This window comes from Mesorhizobium sp. P2_B5 (assembly GCF_056404775.1).
On record NZ_JBFUDJ010000002.1, the window covers coordinates 364,187 to 382,406 of the forward strand.

Annotated in this window: 17 protein-coding genes, 1 pseudogene and 1 riboswitch; of the genes and pseudogenes, 14 read left to right on the plus strand and 4 right to left on the minus strand. The window is 66.1% G+C overall.

Translation table 11 applies throughout. The features are described from left to right. Position 1: 1 nt before the first annotated feature. From AC1D1N_RS08260 to AC1D1N_RS08270, 3 genes are read right to left on the minus strand one after another with little or no spacing between them, the layout of a single operon-like run. Positions 2 to 607, minus strand: coding sequence for an NADH-quinone oxidoreductase subunit C (locus tag AC1D1N_RS08260; protein WP_477347795.1), 606 nt, complete (start codon positions 605 to 607; stop codon positions 2 to 4). A 4-nt stretch (positions 608 to 611) separates the two neighbouring features. Then, the gene (locus AC1D1N_RS08265) at positions 612 to 1,193 is read right to left on the minus strand and encodes a NuoB/complex I 20 kDa subunit family protein (protein ID WP_023670824.1); all 582 of its coding nucleotides are present in this window, start codon (positions 1,191 to 1,193) and stop codon (positions 612 to 614) included. Further along, positions 1,184 to 1,549 (minus strand): NADH-quinone oxidoreductase subunit A, encoded by a 366-nt coding sequence (locus AC1D1N_RS08270; protein ID WP_477347797.1) that lies wholly within the window; start codon positions 1,547 to 1,549, stop codon positions 1,184 to 1,186. Before AC1D1N_RS08270 ends, AC1D1N_RS08265 begins: the two co-directional genes overlap by 10 nt. 334 nt (positions 1,550 to 1,883) lie before the next feature. Here AC1D1N_RS08270 and AC1D1N_RS08275 point away from each other — a divergent pair, with 334 nt between their 5' ends. From AC1D1N_RS08275 to AC1D1N_RS08310, 8 genes and pseudogenes are all read left to right on the plus strand, one after another. Continuing rightward, positions 1,884 to 3,083 carry a winged helix-turn-helix domain-containing protein gene (locus tag AC1D1N_RS08275; RefSeq protein ID WP_477347799.1) on the plus strand — a complete coding sequence of 400 codons (1,200 nt, stop codon included), beginning with the start codon at positions 1,884 to 1,886 and terminating at the stop codon, positions 3,081 to 3,083. 29 nt (positions 3,084 to 3,112) lie between these two features. Further along, positions 3,113 to 3,315: riboswitch (cobalamin riboswitch) on the plus strand. Positions 3,316 to 3,354: 39 nt separating this feature from the next. After that, a complete protein-coding gene (locus AC1D1N_RS08280) occupies positions 3,355 to 3,780 on the plus strand; it encodes a DUF1636 family protein (RefSeq protein WP_192257660.1) in 426 nt (141 codons plus the stop codon). 2 nt (positions 3,781 to 3,782) lie between these two features. Then, a complete protein-coding gene (cobW, locus tag AC1D1N_RS08285; RefSeq protein WP_477347801.1) occupies positions 3,783 to 4,835 on the plus strand; it encodes a cobalamin biosynthesis protein CobW in 1,053 nt (350 codons plus the stop codon). 18 nt (positions 4,836 to 4,853) lie between these two features. Then, positions 4,854 to 8,456, plus strand: a complete 3,603-nt coding sequence (gene cobN / locus AC1D1N_RS08290) for a cobaltochelatase subunit CobN (protein ID WP_477347803.1) — start codon at positions 4,854 to 4,856, stop codon at positions 8,454 to 8,456. Next, positions 8,453 to 9,805 (plus strand): annotated as a pseudogene (cobG, locus tag AC1D1N_RS08295) (precorrin-3B synthase); the annotation flags it as partial. The gene cobN and the pseudogene cobG, both read left to right, overlap by 4 nt. Before the next feature lie 9 nt (positions 9,806 to 9,814). Then, the gene (locus AC1D1N_RS08300; protein ID WP_436262018.1) at positions 9,815 to 10,447 is read left to right on the plus strand and encodes a precorrin-8X methylmutase; all 633 of its coding nucleotides are present in this window, start codon (positions 9,815 to 9,817) and stop codon (positions 10,445 to 10,447) included. After that, positions 10,444 to 11,208, plus strand: a complete 765-nt coding sequence (locus AC1D1N_RS08305; protein ID WP_477347805.1) for a precorrin-2 C(20)-methyltransferase — start codon at positions 10,444 to 10,446, stop codon at positions 11,206 to 11,208. Before AC1D1N_RS08300 ends, AC1D1N_RS08305 begins: the two co-directional genes overlap by 4 nt. After that, on the plus strand, positions 11,205 to 11,969 hold the full coding sequence (locus tag AC1D1N_RS08310; protein ID WP_477347807.1) for a precorrin-3B C(17)-methyltransferase: 765 nt from the start codon (positions 11,205 to 11,207) through the stop codon (positions 11,967 to 11,969). The genes AC1D1N_RS08305 and AC1D1N_RS08310 overlap by 4 nt, the downstream gene beginning before the upstream one ends. On the opposite strand, the gene AC1D1N_RS08315 is transcribed toward AC1D1N_RS08310, so the two are convergent. Further along, positions 11,933 to 12,691: a cobalt-precorrin-6A reductase gene (locus AC1D1N_RS08315; protein WP_477347809.1), complete on the minus strand. Its 759-nt coding sequence runs from the start codon at positions 12,689 to 12,691 to the stop codon at positions 11,933 to 11,935. The genes AC1D1N_RS08310 and AC1D1N_RS08315 overlap by 37 nt on opposite strands. A gap of 155 nt (positions 12,692 to 12,846) precedes the next feature. Here AC1D1N_RS08315 and cbiE point away from each other — a divergent pair, with 155 nt between their 5' ends. The 6 genes from cbiE to cobS are packed head-to-tail and all read left to right on the plus strand — an operon-like array spanning position 12,847 to position 18,214. Beyond that, the gene (gene cbiE / locus AC1D1N_RS08320; protein ID WP_477347811.1) at positions 12,847 to 14,073 is read left to right on the plus strand and encodes a precorrin-6y C5,15-methyltransferase (decarboxylating) subunit CbiE; all 1,227 of its coding nucleotides are present in this window, start codon (positions 12,847 to 12,849) and stop codon (positions 14,071 to 14,073) included. Next, positions 14,052 to 14,570, plus strand: coding sequence for a cobalamin biosynthesis protein (locus AC1D1N_RS08325; protein ID WP_477347813.1), 519 nt, complete (start codon positions 14,052 to 14,054; stop codon positions 14,568 to 14,570). The genes cbiE and AC1D1N_RS08325 overlap by 22 nt, the downstream gene beginning before the upstream one ends. Beyond that, positions 14,567 to 15,331 (plus strand): precorrin-4 C(11)-methyltransferase, encoded by a 765-nt coding sequence (gene cobM, locus AC1D1N_RS08330; protein ID WP_477347815.1) that lies wholly within the window; start codon positions 14,567 to 14,569, stop codon positions 15,329 to 15,331. Before AC1D1N_RS08325 ends, cobM begins: the two co-directional genes overlap by 4 nt. Then, positions 15,328 to 16,140 carry a uroporphyrinogen-III C-methyltransferase gene (gene cobA / locus AC1D1N_RS08335; protein WP_477345093.1) on the plus strand — a complete coding sequence of 271 codons (813 nt, stop codon included), beginning with the start codon at positions 15,328 to 15,330 and terminating at the stop codon, positions 16,138 to 16,140. The genes cobM and cobA overlap by 4 nt, the downstream gene beginning before the upstream one ends. Next, positions 16,137 to 17,450, plus strand: coding sequence for a cobyrinate a,c-diamide synthase (locus tag AC1D1N_RS08340; RefSeq protein ID WP_477347817.1), 1,314 nt, complete (start codon positions 16,137 to 16,139; stop codon positions 17,448 to 17,450). Before cobA ends, AC1D1N_RS08340 begins: the two co-directional genes overlap by 4 nt. Beyond that, positions 17,447 to 18,214 carry an adenosylcobinamide-GDP ribazoletransferase gene (cobS, locus tag AC1D1N_RS08345; protein ID WP_477347819.1) on the plus strand — a complete coding sequence of 256 codons (768 nt, stop codon included), beginning with the start codon at positions 17,447 to 17,449 and terminating at the stop codon, positions 18,212 to 18,214. Before AC1D1N_RS08340 ends, cobS begins: the two co-directional genes overlap by 4 nt. The last annotated feature ends 6 nt before the right edge of the window (positions 18,215 to 18,220 follow it).

An 18,220-nucleotide genomic window follows, 5' to 3' on the forward strand; every position in this document is an offset into this window, starting at 1 on the left:
CTCAATTCGTCTTGGCTTTTTCGTCCCCGGGCAGCACGTAGTCGGTGCCCTCCCACGGGGAAAGAAAATCGAAATTGCGGAATTCCTGCTTCAATTCCACCGGCTCGTAGATCACGCGCTTGGCCTCGTCGTCGTAGCGGACTTCGACGAAACCGGTCAGCGGGAAATCCTTGCGCAGCGGGTGACCCTCGAAGCCGTAATCCGTGAGGATGCGGCGCAGATCCGGATGGCCGGAGAACAGGACGCCATAGAGATCGTAGGTCTCGCGCTCATACCAGTCGGCGCCGGGATAGACTGATGTCAGCGACGGCACCAGCGTCTCTTCGTCGGCCTGGACCTTGATGCGGATGCGCAAATTCTGCTTCGGAGACAACAGATGATAGACGACATCGAAGCGCTTGATCCGTGACGGATAGTCGGCGCCGCAGACATCGATGATCGAGATGAACTGGCAGCGTGGATCGTCGCGCAGGAAGGTCGCCACGTCGATCAGGTCGCCGGGCTCGACCGAGATCGTCAGTTCGCCATAGGCGAACACCGCATCGGTGACGCGACCCGGCAGCTTTTCGCCGAGATAGGTCGACAGTTCGCTAAGGGATGCGGCCATGGATTTACCGTTCGATCGTGCCGGTGCGGCGAATCTTCTTCTGCAAGAGAAGAATGCCGTAGAGCAGCGCTTCGGCGCTCGGCGGGCAGCCAGGGACATAGATGTCGACCGGCACGATGCGGTCGCAGCCGCGCACCACCGAATAGGAATAGTGGTAGTAGCCGCCGCCGTTGGCGCAGGAGCCCATCGAGATGACGTAGCGCGGCTCCGGCATCTGGTCGTAGACCTTGCGCAAAGCCGGGGCCATCTTGTTGGTCAGCGTTCCCGCCACGATCATGATGTCGGATTGGCGCGGCGAGGCGCGCGGCGCAACACCGAAGCGCTCCGAATCGTAGCGCGGCATCGAGGTGTGGATCATCTCGACAGCGCAGCAGGCCAGACCGAAGGTCATGAACATCAGCGAGCCGCTGCGCGCCCAGGTGATCAGCGCCTCGGTCGAGGTGACCAGAAACCCCTTGTCGGCGAGTTCATTGTTGATCTCGAGGAAGAACGGGTCGTCAGAACCGACCGGACGTCCGGTATTGGGGTCGATCAGGCCCTTGGGCTTCGGCGCGACGAGCGTACCGGAACTGTCGTTCAATCCCATTCCAGCGCTCCTTTTTTCCATTCATAGGCGAAGCCGATGGTCAGCACCGCCAAAAACACCATCATCGACCAGAAACCGAGCATGCCGATCTTCGAGAACGACACCGCCCACGGGAACAGGAAGGCCACTTCCAGGTCGAAGATGATGAACAGGATCGACACCAGGTAGAAGCGGATGTCGAATTTCATGCGGGCATCGTCGAAAGAGTTGAAGCCGCACTCATAGGCGGAAAGCTTTTCCGGGTCGGGACTGCGGTAGGCCACCAGGAACGGCGCTATGATAAGCGCCAGGCCGACGACCGCCGCCATGGCGATGAAGAGGACGATGGGCAGGTACGAACTGAGCAGTGCGTTCATGCTGCGGCTTTCCGTTGGCGGCCAATCCACTTTGATTACAGCAACCAACCCTAATGCGGAAGCGTGACAGTTTAACCGCTGAACCGTTTTAGGTGCCTATGCTGCAACGCGGCGAGGGTTAGCGCAGGGCTTTCGGCGAAGCAAGTCAAACCTTGTTCAAAACGCAGTGCTGGACGGCAGGTCGGGAAAAACTGGTCCGATCCGCTCCTGTTTGATTTCCTTCACCTTTTACTCCACTTTTGTCTCCTGACATGTCTCCCGCCATTTGCCTGCTAGCATGGTCGGAATCACCGGCAAAAAATGCGCGAACAGGGACCAGGGCAAAGGCATCTTGATGAAGGACAAAATATCGCTCGCCATGGCCAGGCGGATCGCACTGGCCGCGCAGGGTTTTGCCGACCCCCGGCCGGGCGGCACACCCGACCGCCGCCACCTCGCCCGGGTGCTCTCGCGCACCGGCCTGCTGCAGATCGATTCCGTCAGCGCCGTGGTGCGCGCCCACTATATGCCGCTCTATTCGCGCCTTGGCCCCTACCCGCTGGCTTTGCTCGACAATGCCGCGGTCACCCGCAAGCGCACGGTGTTCGAATATTGGGCGCATGAGGCCTCGTTCCTGCCGGTCGAGACCTGGCCGCTGATGCGCTGGCGCATGCAGCGTGCCGAGAGCGGCGACGAAATGTATCTCGGTCTCGCCAAATGGGGCCGCGAGCACGCCGCCTATATCGAGGAGATCTACCGCGCGGTCGCCGAGCGCGGTCCGATCGCCGCTTCGGCGCTCGAAGGCCAGAAGGGCTCGGGCGGCTGGTGGGGCTGGAGCCATGCCAAGCATGCTTTCGAGTGGCTGTTCTGGGCCGGCCGTATCACCACGGCCCACCGTCGCGGCTTCGAGCGCTTCTACGACCTCCCCGAGCGCGTGCTGCCGCAGGCGATCCTCGATCTGCCGGTGCCGGCCGCCAAGGACGCGCACCGCGAGTTGCTGCGCATTTCCGCCCGCGCCCACGGCATCGCGACATCTGGCGATTTGCGCGACTATTTCCGCCTGTCGCCGGCCGACATGAAGGGCCGGCTGGAAGAGTTGGTCGAGACGGGCGAGCTGTTGCCGGTGCGCGTCGAAGGCTGGGACAAGCCGGCTTACCTCCACAAGGACGCCCGCCTGCCGCGAAAAATCGAAGCCCGTGCCTTGCTGGCGCCGTTCGACCCCGTCGTCTTCGAGCGTTCGCGCAGCGAGCGTCTGTTCGATTTCCGCTACCGCATCGAGATCTACACGCCTGCCGACAAGCGGCAATACGGCTATTACGTCCTGCCCTTCCTGCTCGGCGACCGGATCGTGGGGCGCGTCGACCTCAAAGCCGACCGTCCCGCCAGCGTGCTGCGCGTCCACGCGGCTTATGCCGAACCCAAAGCGCCACCTGAGACCGCCGCACAACTCTTCGAGGAATTGAAGCAGATGCAGGGCTGGCTTGGCCTCGAGCGCATCGAAGTGACGCCGGCCGGCGATTTGGGACAGCCTTTGGCCGACATTGCCATGTCGTAGCCGTGCGTTGACAGTGCTGCCCGCAAAAGCCTAAATCCGCTGCAGACGGTCCCCTGCCCGCAACGGCTGGGGCCAAGAGGGAATGCGGTGCGGGACAAAATCCCAAATCCGCGGCTGTCCCCGCAACTGTAAGCGACGAGCCAAGGCCGAAAGCCACTGGGTAACACCGGGAAGGCGGCTACCAAGGCGATGACCCGCGAGCCAGGAGACCTGCCGTCTGCGACAGAAGAATCCGATCGCCTGGCGGGTTTCCGGGCAAGGAGCCCGGTTTTTGGACCAGAACAGCAGTTTTTCGGCTGGCACAGCGGATATTTCGCCCGCCGATGGCGACGCCTTGGTCGGCGTCACCGTCATCGTCTGCGCCTCCTGCCGCGACGAGACCGGCTCAGACGCCCATCCCCGCGCCGGCGAATTGCTGGCTGAGGACACGCGCCGCGCCGCTGCCGGCGACATCCGTGTCCGCACCGTCGAATGCCTCGGCAATTGCAAGCGTCGGCTCAGCGCTGCGATCCTGCGCGACAGCTGCTGGAGCTATGTCTTCGGCGACCTGACCGCGACCAGCGGCGCCGATCTCGTCACCGGCGCCAAGCTCTTCGCCACCTCGACGGACGGCCTCATCCCCTGGCGCGGCCGGCCCGATAGCCTCAAGCGCGGCCTCGTTGCCCGCATCCCACCCCTCGACATGTTGAAGGACTGACCATGAACGCTCCAAATCCGGCCGGCAATCTCTCCCGTGTTCCCTGCACCGTCGTCACCGGCTTTCTCGGCGCCGGCAAGACGACGCTGGTCCGCCATCTCCTGGAAAATGCCGGCGGCAAGCGCATTGCCATCATCGTCAACGAGTTCGGCGACATCGGCATCGACGGCGAGATACTCAAGGGATGTGGCATCGACACCTGCCCCGAGGAAAACATCGTTGAGCTGGCCAATGGCTGCATCTGCTGCACTGTCGCCGACGATTTCGTGCCGGCCCTCGACCGGATCCTGGCGCTGACGCCGAAGGTCGACCACATCCTGATCGAGACCTCGGGCCTGGCGCTGCCCAAGCCGCTGGTCCAGGCGTTCCAGTGGCCGAGCGTGAAAGGCCGGGTGACCGTCGATGGCGTCATCGCCGTGGTCGACGGCCCGGCGCTGGCCGAAGGCCGTGTCGCCAACGACATGGACGCCCTGCAGGCGCAGCGGGTCAAGGACGAAACGCTCGACCATGACGACCCGGTCGAAGAGGTGTTCGAGGACCAGATCGCCTGCGCCGACCTGATCATCCTGTCGAAGAGTGATCTGATGGATTCAGCCGGTTCGGCCCGCGCCAACGCCATCATCGGCGAACACTCTGCCCGCGCTGTAAAAATCGTGGCGACCGCGCATGGCAAGGTCGATCCCTCGATCCTGCTGGGCCTCGGCCTCGCCGTCGAGGACGATATCGAGAACCGCAAGTCGCACCATGACGGCGCTTTCGACCACGAGCACGACGACTTCGACACCTTCATCGTCGACATTCCCTCGATCGCCAATCCGGACGAACTGGCAAAGCGCGTCACCACCATTGCCGAAGAAGAGAATGTGCTGCGCGTGAAAGGCTTCGTCGATGTCGGCGGCAAGCCGATGCGGCTTTTGCTGCAGGCCGTCGGCCCGCGCGTCAACCATTACTATGACCGCGCCTGGACGGCCGAGGACGACCGCCGCTCGCGCCTCGTCGTCATTGGCCTCAAGGGGCTGAACCGCCCGGCGATCGAGCGTATACTCGCCGGCTGATCTCAGGCACGAGCCGCGATGCACATCCTCACCACCACATCCGCCTCGCTCGACGATCTCGCCGAGCCGGTCGATCTCCGGCAGACGCCGGCGGATGTCGTGGCGCTGTCCTTCACCGACAGCGATCTGGCCGGGCTGGCGGCCGCATGGAAGGCTGATGCCGGCCGCCTGCCCTCGATGCGATTGGCGGCGCTCCGCGATCTGCGCCACCCCATGTCCGTCGACCTCTGGGTCGACAGCGTCGCCCGCCACGCCAAGATGATTTTGGTGCGCATCCTCGGCGGCTACGACTGGTGGCGCTACGGCTGCGACCAGCTTGCAGCAATCGCCCGTGAGCGGGGCATCAAACTCGCCCTGCTGCCCGGCGAAGGCCACGACGAGGACCTGCGCCTGATCGAAGCCTCGACGCTGCCGCGTGAGGAACTGGACGCCTTGCTTGGTTATTTCCGCGAGGGCGGCCCGGAGAATATGAGCGCACTGATGCGCAGGCTGGCAGGGCTGGCCGGGTCGGATGTGGCGGCGGCCGAGCCGGTCGCGGTGCCGAAAGCCGGGTTTTATGAGCCGGGGCGTGGAGTTGTCGACGTTGGCGATCCTTCACACCCCCCTCTGTCCTGCCGGACATCTCCCCCGCAAGGGGGGAGATCAACCGTCACCAAAGCCGGCCCCTCTTCTGCGCCGTTGGACAAGAATCTGTCTGGACCATCCAAGATTGGCGAAATCGCCGATGACAGCGCAATCTCCCCCCTTGCGGGGGAGATGTCCGGCAGGACAGAGGGGGGTGGGCGGGAACGCGACGCCGACAATCCCCCCGCACCCATCATCCCCATCCTCTTCTACCGCTCGATGCTGCTGGCTGCCGATGTCGCGCCCATCGACGCGCTTTTTGATGCACTCCGCCAGCGCGGCATCACCCCGGTCCCGATCTTCGTCTCCAGCCTGAAAGACGCCACCTCCCTCGCCTTCGTCGAAACCACGCTTGCCTCGCTCAAACCCGCCGCCATCATCACAGCCACCGCCTTCGCTTCCGGTGCCGAGCCCGGCGTGGAAACCCTGTTCGACCGCGCCGGCGTGCCGGTCTTCCAGGTCATCGTCGCCACCACTCGCCGCGACGTCTGGGACAAGAACCAGCGCGGTCTGGCGCCCGCCGACCTTGCCATGCATGTCGTGCTGCCCGAACTCGACGGCCGCATCCTTGCCGGCGCGATTTCCTTCAAGGGCGAAAGCGAGACCGACCCCGCACTCGGCCACCGCGCCTTCGCCAACCGGCCGGAACCGGATCGCGTGGCGCAGGTGGCGGATAGGGTAGCGGCGTTTATTCGCCTGCAGGAGACGGCTCGCGCGGCGCGCAAGCTGGCGATATTGATTCCCGACTATCCGAGCGCCCCCGGCCGCACCGGCTACGCTGTCGGCCTCGACGTGCCATCCAGCGTGCTGGCGATGCTGCATGACCTGAGGGAACAGGGCTACGCCGTTGAAGCGATTCCGCAATCGCCGCGCGCGTTGCTGGATTTGCTGGAGGCGGGCGGGCAAGGGCTGAAGCTGGAGGACTATGTCTCGCTCTCGACAGGGTTACCGACAGCGGCAATGGCTGCGGTGGAGGATGCTTGGGGCAAGGCAGACGGGACAGGTTTGCGCGAGGCGCCCCCAGAGGGGGGAGTGACAGAACGCCAACCTTCACTATCAAGCAAAAAGCACTTCCCCTTCCGCGCCGCCACCTTCGGCAACATCACAGTCGCACTGGCCCCCGATCGTGGCCGCTCGGCCGACCGCCGCGCCGATTACCACGACCCGACGCTCCCTCCACGTCACGATCTGATCGCCTTCGGCCTGTGGCTGCGCAAATCGCTCGGCATCCATGCTCTCATCCATGTCGGCGCGCACGGCACGCTGGAATGGCTGCCCGGCAAGACGGTCGCGCTGTCGCTAGCCTGCTTTCCCGAGGTCGTCACCGGCCCGCTGCCGGTCATCTATCCCTTCATCGTCTCCAATCCAGGCGAAGCCGCGCAGGCCAAGCGGCGCATCGCTGCCGTCACCCTTGGCCATTTGCCGCCGCCGCTGGCCGGCGCGGGACTGGACGAAGAACAGCACAGACTCGAGCGGCTGGTCGACGAATACGCCCAGGCCGACGGCCTCGACCGCCGCCGCCGCGACCGCCTCGCAAAACTGATCGTCGACACCGCGCGAAAGACCGGCCTTGCCTCCGAAGCCGGCGTCGCCAAAACCGACGCGCCCGACGAGGCGCTGCGTCGCATCGACGCCTGGCTCTGCGATCTCAAGGATTTCGCCATCAAGGACGGTCTGCATATCTACGGCCGGGCACCCGACGACGAACCAGATGCCATGCGCCTGCAAAGCGTTGCTGCCGAGAAGTCTGCGCTGCTGGCCGCGCTCGACGGCCGTCACGTCAAGGCCGGTCCGGCCGGCGCGCCGGCGCGTGGCCGCTCCGATGTGCTGCCCACTGGCCGCAACCTGTTCACCTCCGACCCGCGCACCATGCCGACGCCGACCGCCTATGATCTGGGCCGAGCGGCAGCGGAAGAAGTGGTGCGCGGCTACATGCAATCGCATGGCGACTGGCCGCGCTCGCTGGTCATCGATCTCTGGGGCTCGGCGTCGCTGCGAACCGGCGGCGAGGAAATCGCGCAGGGCCTGGCGCTGATGGGCTGTCGTCCGCAATGGGATTCTGCAACAGGCCGCATCACCGGCATCGAGGTGCTGCCTCCGGCCACGCTCGGCCGCCCGCGCGTCGATGTCACCTGGCGCATATCAGGCCTGTTCCGCGACATGTTCCCGACCCAGATCGCGCTGGTCGACGCTGCCGCCAACGCCGTTGCCGCGCGCGACGAGGACGATTCGGAAAATCCGCTCGCCGCCAAAACCCGCGCCGACGGCAAGCTCAGCCCGCGCATCTTCGGCACCTCGCCCGGCACCTATGGCGCCGGCATCGAGGACCTGTTGTCGAGCGGCGACTGGGGCATGCGCGAAGAAATCGGCCGCGCCTATCTCGATGCCACATCGCATGCCTATGGCGGCGCCGAGGGCGAAGGCATCGCCTCCCCCGGCGCTTTCGAAACCCGCATCGCCGAGGCCGATCTTCTCGTCCACACCGGCGACGACCCCGGCCGCGACATTCTCGAAGGTTCGGCCGATGTCGCCTTCATCGGCGGCTTTTCGGCCGCGCTTGCGGCGCTGGGCAGGAATGCCGACGTGATCGTGCTCGACACGACGGATCCGCAGAAACCTAAACCGCGTTCGGTGAGCGAAGCCGTATCGCGCGTGGTGCGAGCACGAGCGGTCAACGCGCGGTTTATATCGGGCCAGATGCGCCACGGCCCGCGCGGCGCTTCCGAATTCGCCGAGACCGTCGACCGCCTCATCGGCTTTGCCGAAACCACACACGCCATTTCGGGCGCGCTGATCGAGGCCGTGCATGACGCTTATGTCGGCGATCCCGACGTGCGCGCCTTCATCCTGCGCGAAAACCCCGCTGCCGCCAAAGTCATCGCCGAACGCTTCCTGTCGGCGCGCAGACGTGGCCTCTGGCATCCCTTGCGCAATTCCGTCGACGACGATCTTGCCGCGCTGATCGCCGAGGCCGAAGCGCTCGGGGTAGCGGCATGAACGCCTCCTCAAGGCGTGGCGCCTGTCCGGCTTTGTCGGCGCCGATGCAGACCGGCGACGGCCTGCTGGTCAGGCTCAACCCCGTTGCTGGAGGCCCATCTGCCAGAGGTTTGTCGCCGAAGCTGTTGATCGGACTCTGCGAATCCACCCTGCGGCACGGCAACGGCATCATGGAGGTGACGGCGCGCGGCAGCCTGCAGATCCGCGGGCTGACGGCGGAAAGCGCAGCCCTGCTGGCGGCGGAGGTGGATGCGCTGGGCATTGCGGTGCGCATCGGCGTGCCGGTCGAGACCGGGCCGCTGGCGGGCATCGATCCACAGGAGGTTACCGATCCACGGGCGCTGGCTGAGCGGATCAGGATGGCGGTTGAGGATGCCGGGCTGACGCCGAGGCTCGGGCCGAAGGTGTCGGTGGTCGTGGATGGCGGCGGGAAACTGATGATGGATGCGGTGACGGCTGATGTGCGGCTGAAGGCGGTGCGGGCCGGCGATGGCGTCGTGTGGGCTGTGTCGGTTGGCGGCGACGGTCGAAACGCGAAGGTATTGGCGAAGGTCGATGCGGATGTCGCGAGAGATATCGCCGTCGCTGCACTGAGGATGGTCGCCGAAAAAGGCCGTGAGGCGCACGCTCGGGATTTATCGCAAAGACAGTTGGCCTCTCTTGCAGCTTGGCACTCCGTCACACCCCCCTCTGTCCTGCCGGACATCTCCCCCGCAAGGGGGGAGATCAGCAGTCCCATCGGTCTTTTCCCCATAACCGACGACGCCACCGCGCTCGGCATCGGCCTGCCTTTCGGCAGCATGCCGGCCCAAAACCTTAGTGACCTCGCCAGCCAAGCCTCGAGCCTCGGCGCCACCGAAATTCGCCTCGCCCCCGGCCGTGCCTTGCTCTTCCTCGGCCAACCACCAGTCGTAAACCACCTCCTCCAAACCACCGCCGCCGCCCTCAGTTTCGTCACCTCCGCCGCCGACCCCCGCACCCGCATCGCCGCCTGCCCCGGCACCCCTGCCTGCGCCTCCGGCCAGATCGCCACGCGCGATATCGCCGAAACCATCGCCGCCGAAAACGCCGATATCCTCGACTTCACCCTGCACATTTCCGGTTGTGCCAAGGGCTGCGCACACCCCGGCCCGGCGGCGCTAACATTAGTCGGCGGCGAAAACGGAGCCGGACTTGTCGTGAACGCGACGGCAAAGGCCCTTCCTGCGGGCTACAGGCCGGGCTATGACGCCGCGCGCGGCATCAGTCACGTCGCAGCAGCGATCCGCAGCGCACGATTTCAGGGCGAAACCGCCGCCGCTTGTCTGACAAGGCTCGGGCCGGCGGCAATCGCCGAAGCCTACCGACAGGAAATGAGCATGGCCGCCTACGACTACATCCATGACGGCAACGCGATCTACGAGCGCTCCTTCGCCATCATCCGCGCCGAGGCCGACCTGTCGCGCTTTTCCGAAGCCGAGGCCGATGTCGCCATCCGCATGATCCATGCCTGCGGCCAGGTCGAAGCATCAAGTCATTTTGTTTTCTCACCTGACTTCGTCGCGGCCGCCCGTGCCGCCTTGGCGGCCGGCGCGCCGATCTTCTGCGATGCGGAAATGGTCTCGCATGGCGTCACCCGCGCACGACTGCCCGCCGGCAACGAGGTGATCTGCACGCTGCGCGACCCGCGCACGCACGACATTGCCAAAGACATCGGCAACACCCGCTCGGCCGCCGCGATCGACCTGTGGGGCGAACGCATGGCCGGTTCGGTTGTGGCCATCGGCAACGCGCCGACGGCGCTGTTCTATCTCCTGGAAAAACTGCGCGACGGCGCGCCGAAGCCGGCGGCCATCATCGGCATGCCGGTCGGCTTTGTCGGCGCGGCCGAATCCAAGGATGCATTGGCCGAGAATTCTTATGGCGTGCCCTACGCCATCGTTCGCGGCCGTCTCGGCGGCAGCGCGATGACCGCTGCCGCCCTCAATTCGCTGGCGAGGCCCGGCCTGTGAACGCGCTTCCCAAAGGCCGCCTTGTCGGCATCGGCACCGGTCCCGGCGACCCCGAACTGCTGACGCTGAAAGCCGCGCGCGTCCTGGCCGAAGCCGATATCGTCGCCTATTTCGCCAAGCGCGGCAACAACAGCAATGCCCGCGCCATCGTCGAGGCGCGCTTCCGCCCGGACATGCTCGAACTGCCGCTGCTCTACCCCGTCACCACCGAAATCGATAAGGACGACGACGACTACCGCTCGCAGATCACCGATTTCTACGAGCAGTCGGCCGAAAAGGTAGCCGAACACCTCGAGGCCGGCAGGATGGTGGCGGTGCTGTCGGAAGGTGATCCGCTGTTCTACGGCTCCTACATGCATCTGCATGTGCGCCTCGCCCATCGCTTCCCGACCGAGGTCATCCCCGGCGTTACCGCCATGTCCGGATGCTGGTCGCAGACCGGTGTGCCGATCGTCCAGGGCGACGATGTGCTGACGGTTTTGCCCGGAACGATGAGCGAGTTCGAACTCACTCGCCGGCTGGCCGACACCGACGCCGCTGTTATCATGAAGGTCGGCCGCAACCTGCCCAAGATCAGGCGGGCGCTGGAGGCGACAGGCAAATTGACCCGCGCTGTCTATGTCGAGCGCGGCACCATGGCCGGCAGCGTCTCGATGCGGCTAGCCGACAAGCCGGACGACAAGGCACCCTACTTCGCCATCGTGCTGGTCGCCGGCTGGTCCGGCCGGCCTGGTGCTATGGGACTGGGTGCCAAGCCATGAGCGGCCGTCTCACCGTTATTGGCCTCGGACCCGGCAATGCCGATCAGGTCACGCCGGAAGCCAGCCGCGCCGTGGCGGAAGCAAAATTCTTCTATGGCTACAAGCCTTACCTCGACCGGCTCGACTTGCGCCCTGACCAGACCCGCGTCGCCTCCGACAATCGCGAGGAACTCGCCCGCTCCAAGGACGCGCTGGTCAAGGCTGCCGAGGGCCATGATGTCGCTGTCGTCTCCGGCGGCGATCCTGGCGTGTTTGCCATGGCGGCGGCCGTCTGCGAGGCGATCGAGGCCGGCCCGGCCGAATGGCACGCGGTCGATGTCGCAGTCGTGCCTGGCGTCACCGCCATGCTGGCGGTCGCGGCCCGCATCGGCGCGCCGCTCGGTCATGATTTCTGCGCCATCTCGCTGTCCGACAATCTGAAGCCGTGGGAGCTGATCGAGCTGCGCCTTTTGGCGGCGGCCGGCGCCGGCTTCGTCATCGCGCTCTACAATCCGATCAGCAAAGCGCGCCCGTGGCAGCTCGGCCGCGCCTTCGAATGCCTGACCGCCATCCTGCCCGGCACCACGCCGGTGATCTTCGGCCGCGCAGCCGGCCGGCCGGATGAGCGCATCGAGGTGTTTTTGCTGGCCGACGTTGAGGCCGAAAAGGCCGATATGGCGACCTGCATCATCATCGGCTCGCCTGAAACAAGGATCATCAAGCGCGGCGACAAGCCGGCGCTGGTCTATACGCCGCGCTCCGCGACAGGGTCGAGCAAATGATCGACCAGCGCGGCGAGTTCATAGGTGGTCTCGGCGCAGCGCACGTCCGGCAGGGCGGGCCTGCGCACCATGACCACCTCGATGCCGAGTGCCCGCGCCGCCGCGATCTTGCCATAGGTCGCCTCGCCGCCGCTGTTCTTGGAGACGACAACATCGATGCGATTCTCCTCGAGCAGCGCGCGTTCCTCCGCTTCGCGGAACGGCCCGCGCGCCAGCAGGTAAGCGGCGTCCGGCACCGCCAGTTTCGGCTCGACCGGATCGACGCTGCGGATGAGATAGTGGTGCTGGGGCGCAGCCTCGAAAGTCGCGACCTCTTGTCGGCCGAGTGCCAGGAAGGCACGGCGCGGCGCCTCTCCAAGCGCATGCACGGCATCGCCCACCGTATCCACCAGCGTCCAGCGGTCGCCTTCGACAGGCTCCCAGCCGGGACGGCGCAGTGCCAGGATCGGCACGCCGGTCAGGCGCGCGGCTTGCGCCGCATTGGCGGAAATCCGCGCCGCATAGGGATGCGTGGCATCGATCAGCAGGTCGGTTCGCGTTTCCTCGAGATAGGCGGCCAGCCCATCAGCGCCGCCAAATCCGCCGCTGCGCACCGGCACACCTTGCGCGACCGGGCTTTCGGTGCGGCCGGCGAGCGACAGGGTGACGAGGAAATCCGCCGCCAGTTTTCCGGCCAATTGGCGCGCTTCTGTTGTGCCGCCGAGGATCAGAACTTTCTTCATGGGCACCATATTGAACCGCGTCGGCGCTGCCCCTCACCCTTACCCTCTCCCCGTGAAGAACGGAGAGAGGGAGGCGTCAGCGTCGGAGCTTCCCCCTTCTCCCCGTCACTATACGGGGAGAAGGTGCCGGCAGGCGGATGAGGGGCGGCGCCGACATGTCAAAAAATCAGCCAACACCAAAATGGCTCACCATCGTCGGCATCGGCGAGGACGGTTTAGCGGGTCTCGGCGACGAGGCCAAGCGGCTGATCGCCGAAGCGGAAATCGTCTTCGGCGGCAAGCGGCATCTGGCGCTGGTGACTTCGCTTGCCAAGGGCGAGCAACGCCCGTGGCCGGTCCCTTTCGATGCCGGCATGGCCGATGTGCTGGCGCTGGCCGGCCGGCGCGTCTGCGTGCTCGCTTCCGGCGACCCGTTCTTCCATGGTGTCGGCGCTACTCTTGCCCGCAAGGTCGAGCCACAGGAGATGCATGTCATCCCTGCACCCTCGGCCATTTCGCTGGCCGCCGCGAGGCTTGGCTGGGCGCTGCAGGATATCGAAACCATCTCGCTGCATGGAAGGCCGCTCGACCTGATCCGGCCGTTGCTGCAGCCGAATGCGCGCATCCTGGCGCTGACATCGGATGGCGATGCACCGGCGGCAATCGCGCGCCTGCTCACCGAGCTCGATTTCGGCCCTTCGCGGCTGACGGTCCTGGAGGCGCTGGGCGGACCGAACGAGAAGCAGCGTTCCGCTCGAGCCGACGCTTTCGATCTTGGAGATATCAATCCGCTCAACGTGCTGGCGCTCGAACTTGAATCGACACCGGAAGCCCGCATCCTGCCGCTAACCATTGGCCGCGCGGATCATCTGTTCGAGCATGACGGCCAGATCACCAAGCACGATATCCGCGCCATCACGCTTGCGGCGCTGGCCCCAAGGCGCGGCGAACTGCTGTGGGACATCGGCGCCGGTTCAGGCTCCATCGGCATCGAATGGATGCTGGCGCATCCCTCGATGCGCGCCATCGCCATCGAGACCAACAGCGAGCGCGCGGCCCGCATCGCCCGCAACGCCGCACATTGCGGCGTACCTGGCCTTGTCATGGTGGAAGGCAAAGCACCCAAGGCGCTGGCCGGGCTGGCCACGCCGGACGCGATCTTCATCGGTGGCGGCGGCAGTGTTTCAGGTGTTTTGAACGCAGCCATCAGGGCGCTGCGTTCCGGCGGTCGTCTGGTCGCAAATGCTGTCACTCTGGAGATGGAAACTCTGCTCCTCGCCCAGCATACCAAGCGCGGCGGCGACCTCACCCGCATCGCCATCTCCCGCGCTTCCCCTGTTGGCTCGATGCAGGCCTGGCGGCCGGCCATGCCGGTCACCCAATGGAGCTGGGTGAAACCATGATGGTCGCGGGTGTCGGCAGCCGCAAGGGCGTGAGCGTTGAAGAGGTGCTGGCAGCGATCGAGACCGCCCTAGAAGCACATGGGCTGGCAATGACGGCGCTGTCGGCACTGGCGACGACCGAATTCAAGCGCAACGAAGAGGCCATTTTCGCTGCAGGCCGTGAGCTCAACCTCCCAGTGATAGTAGTGGATGTTGCGGGCACCGAACCGTCGTTCCCCCTCACCCAGCCTCCGCTTCGCTCGGCTGACCTCTCCCCGGGGGGAGAGGAGATTACCGGCGTCGACGCCAGCCTCTTCTCCCCAGCGGGGAGAAGGTGGCCCGAAGGGCCGGATGAGGGGGCCGCCTCGCGCAACCTCTCGCAAGAACTCGCCGGCACGCCATCCGTCTCCGAAGCCTCCGCCCTTGCCGTTGCCGGCGCCGGAGCAAAACTGCTCGGGCCGCGCACCGTGGTCGGCCCGGTCACCTGCGCCATCGCCATCAACGGAGATGCGCCATGACCGTCCATTTCATCGGCGCCGGTCCGGGCGCTGCCGACCTGATCACGCTGCGGGGCGCCAAGCTGCTGGCAAGCTGCCCGGTCTGCCTGCATGCCGGCTCGATCGTCGCCCCCGAATTGCTGCAGCACTGCGCGCCCGGGACAAAACTGATCGACACGGCACCGATGTCGCTCGACGAGATCGAGGCTGAATATGTGGCTGCCCATCAGGCCGGCCACGATGTCGCCCGCCTGCATTCCGGCGATCTCTCGGTGTGGAGCGCGGTGGCCGAGCAGATCCGCCGGCTGGAAAAGCACGGTATCCCTTACACGCTGACACCGGGCGTTCCCTCCTTCGCCGCCGCTGCCGCAGCCCTTCGCCGCGAACTGACCATTCCTGAGGTGGCGCAAAGCCTGGTGCTGACCCGCGTCTCCGGCCGCGCCTCGAAAATGCCGCCGGGCGAAACGCTGGCCGGCTTCGGCCGCACGGGTGCCACGCTCGCCATTCATCTGGCCATCCACGCCATCGACCGCGTCGTCGCCGAATTGACGCCGCACTATGGCGGCGATTGCCCGGTGGCGATCATCTTTCGCGCCTCCTGGCCGGACGAGCGCGTGCTGACCGGCACGCTGGCCACCATCGAGGCGCTGCTCGCCGCCGATCCGATGGAGCGCACGGCGATCATCTTCGTCGGCTCTTCGCTGGCGGCGGAAGGTTTTGGCGAGAGTTCATTGTACGACGCCCATTACCAGCGGCGTTTTCGCGGACGGGATGGACTGTGAGCGGCAAGACCAAAAGCGAAAACACCACGCTCGAAAAGGCGCTGTCGCGGCTCAACTTCAAGCCGCGTGCGCTTGAACCCGGCCATGTCTGGCTGGCCGGCGCCGGTCCTGGCGATCCAGGCTGCCTGACGCTGGAAGTGCTGGCGGCTTTGGCCGATGCCGATGCGCTGGTCTATGACGCGCTGGTCTCCCCCGATGTTGTCGCCGTCGCGGACAAGGCCGAGCTGTTCTTTGCGGGAAAACGCGGCGGCAAGCCGTCGATGAAGCAGGATGACATCACCGCTCTGCTGGTGCGGCTGGCTCGCGACGGCCGCCGCGTCGTCAGACTGAAAGGCGGCGACCCCTACATTTTCGGCCGTGGTGGCGAAGAGGCACTGGCGCTGGCGCGGGAAGATATCCCGTTTCGCGTCCTGCCCGGCCTGACATCGGGGCTGAGCGCGCTGGCCGCCACCGGCATCCCGGCCACCATGCGCGGCATCAACAAGGCGGTGATCCTGGCGACCGGGCACGCCGCCGGCACCGATGACGATCTCGACTGGGCAGCGATCGCCCGCACCGGCCAGCCGGTGGTCATCTATATGGGCATGGCCAATCTGCCCATCATCGCCGCGTCCCTGCTCGAAGGCGGGCTGGCGCCATCGACGCCGGCGGCGGTCATCGTTTCGGCGACGACGCCGCAGGAGCGAACCGTCGTCGCCACGCTCGCCACCATCGCCGAGGCTGCCGCCGCTGCCGGGCTCGCCTCGCCGGCGCTCATTGTCGTCGGCGGCATTGTCGCCATGCGCGCGGCACTGGCGGGCGACGCATGACCCGCGCCATCATCATCGGCGCGCCGCGCTCCGGCTCCGGCAAGACCAGCGTCACCATCGGCATTTTGCGCGCGCTCGCCCGGCGCGGTCTGAAAGTGCGCGGCGCCAAATCCGGCCCCGACTATATCGATCCCGGTTTCCACACGGCGGCGACCGGGCTTTCCGGCGTCAATCTCGACAGCTGGGCGATGTCGCCCGACCTGCTCAATGCACTGGCCGGCAACGCCACAGCGGATGCCGATTTCATCTTCCTCGAAAGCGCCATGGGCCTGTTCGACGGCATCCCCGCCGGGCAAGGCCGCACCGGCTCGGCCGCCGATCTGGCGCGGCTCTACCACCTGCCGGTCCTTTTGGTGCTCGATGTCTCCGGCCAATCGACCACGGCGGCCGCCGTCGCCAAGGGTTTTGCCACCTATGACCCAGACGTGCGCATGGCCGGCGTCGTGCTCAACCGTCTCGGCAGCGAGCGCCACCGAAAGCTGTGCAGCGAGGCTATCGAAGCGCTCGGCCTGCCGGTCGTCGGCAGCATCTTGCGCGATCCCTCGCTCAATCTGCCGGAGCGCCATCTCGGCCTCGTCCAGGCCGGCGAATATGCCGACCTGATGGCGCATCTCGACCGCTTGGCAGATATGGTCGAGAAATCCCTCGACCTCGACGCCATCATGGCGCTGGCAGCACCCTTTTCGCCGGCGCCGGGCAGTTTCGAAAATGCCTTGCCGCCGCCCGGCCAGCGCATTGCGCTCGCCGAAGACGCCGCATTCACCTTCCTCTATCCGCATGTCGCAGCCTATTGGCGCAAGGCCGGTGCGGAGATCGTGCCGTTCTCGCCGCTCGCCGACGAAGCACCGGCTGCGGATTGCGATGTCTGCTGGCTGCCTGGCGGCTATCCCGAGCTGCACGCCGGCCGTCTTGCGGCGGCAATGAATTTCAGCGCGGGCATGGCGCGTTTCGCCGAGACAAAGCCCATTCATGGCGAGTGCGGCGGCTTCATGGTGCTGGGCGAAGCACTGGAGGATGCGGCCGGCGAGACACACGCCATGCTCGGCCTGCTCGGCCATTCCACCAGCTTCGCCAAGCGCAAGATGAACCTCGGCTACCGCGAAGCGCGGCTGCGCGCCGCCTGTCCGCTGGGCGCGCAAGGCGCGCTGATCCGCGGCCACGAATTCCATTATGCGCAGATGATTGCGACCGGCAATGACGAGCCGCTGGCCGATCTCGCCGACGGCCAGGGCAATCCGCTCGGCGCCTCCGGCTATCGGCGCGGCCATGTCAGCGGCACCTTCTTCCATGCCATTGCGAGGGGTGCATGACCGTCGTTCCCTCGCCCCGGCAGGCGCTTGACGACATCGCGCTTAACCTCGTCTTCCTCACCCGGCTGCCGCTGCCGATCTTCGACTTTCGCGACCGCAGCCTTGCCGATGCGATCTGGGCTGCACCTGTCGCCGGCCTCGCCGTGGCAGTGGTTGGCGCCGTCGTCTACGCCATTGGGATAAAACTCGGCCTGGCCGCCGGTCCGGCGGCCGCCCTTGTCCTTGCGGCAACGCTGCTCGCCACCGGCTGCCTGCATGAGGACGGGCTGTCGGATGTCGCCGACGGCTTTGGCGGCGGCAAGACGCGCGATAAAAAACTGGAGATCATGCGCGACAGCCGAATCGGCGCCTATGGCGCTTCGGCGCTTGGCCTGTCGCTGCTCATCCGCTGGAGCGCGCTGTCGCAACTCGCCAATCCGACAAGCGTTCTCTTCGCCCTGATCGCCGCCCATGCCGCTTCGCGCGGCCTGCTCGGCGCCTTCATGCACCTGTCGCCGCCGGCGCGCAGCGACGGCCTGTCCGCAGGCGCTGGCACCGTGTCGGCGCAAACCGCTGTTCTCGGCGCAGTGCTCGGCGCCGCAGCACTGCTGACGCTGGGGCTGGGAGGTGCGTTTGCCGCGCTGATCCTGCTGGCGCTCGTGTTCAGCGCCTTGCGCGCGCTCTGCCTCAACCAGATTGGCGGCCAAACCGGCGACACGATCGGCGCCCTGCAGCAGCTCGGCGAGATCATAGTGCTGCTGGTCGCTTCCGTTTCCCTCACCTGAATCACT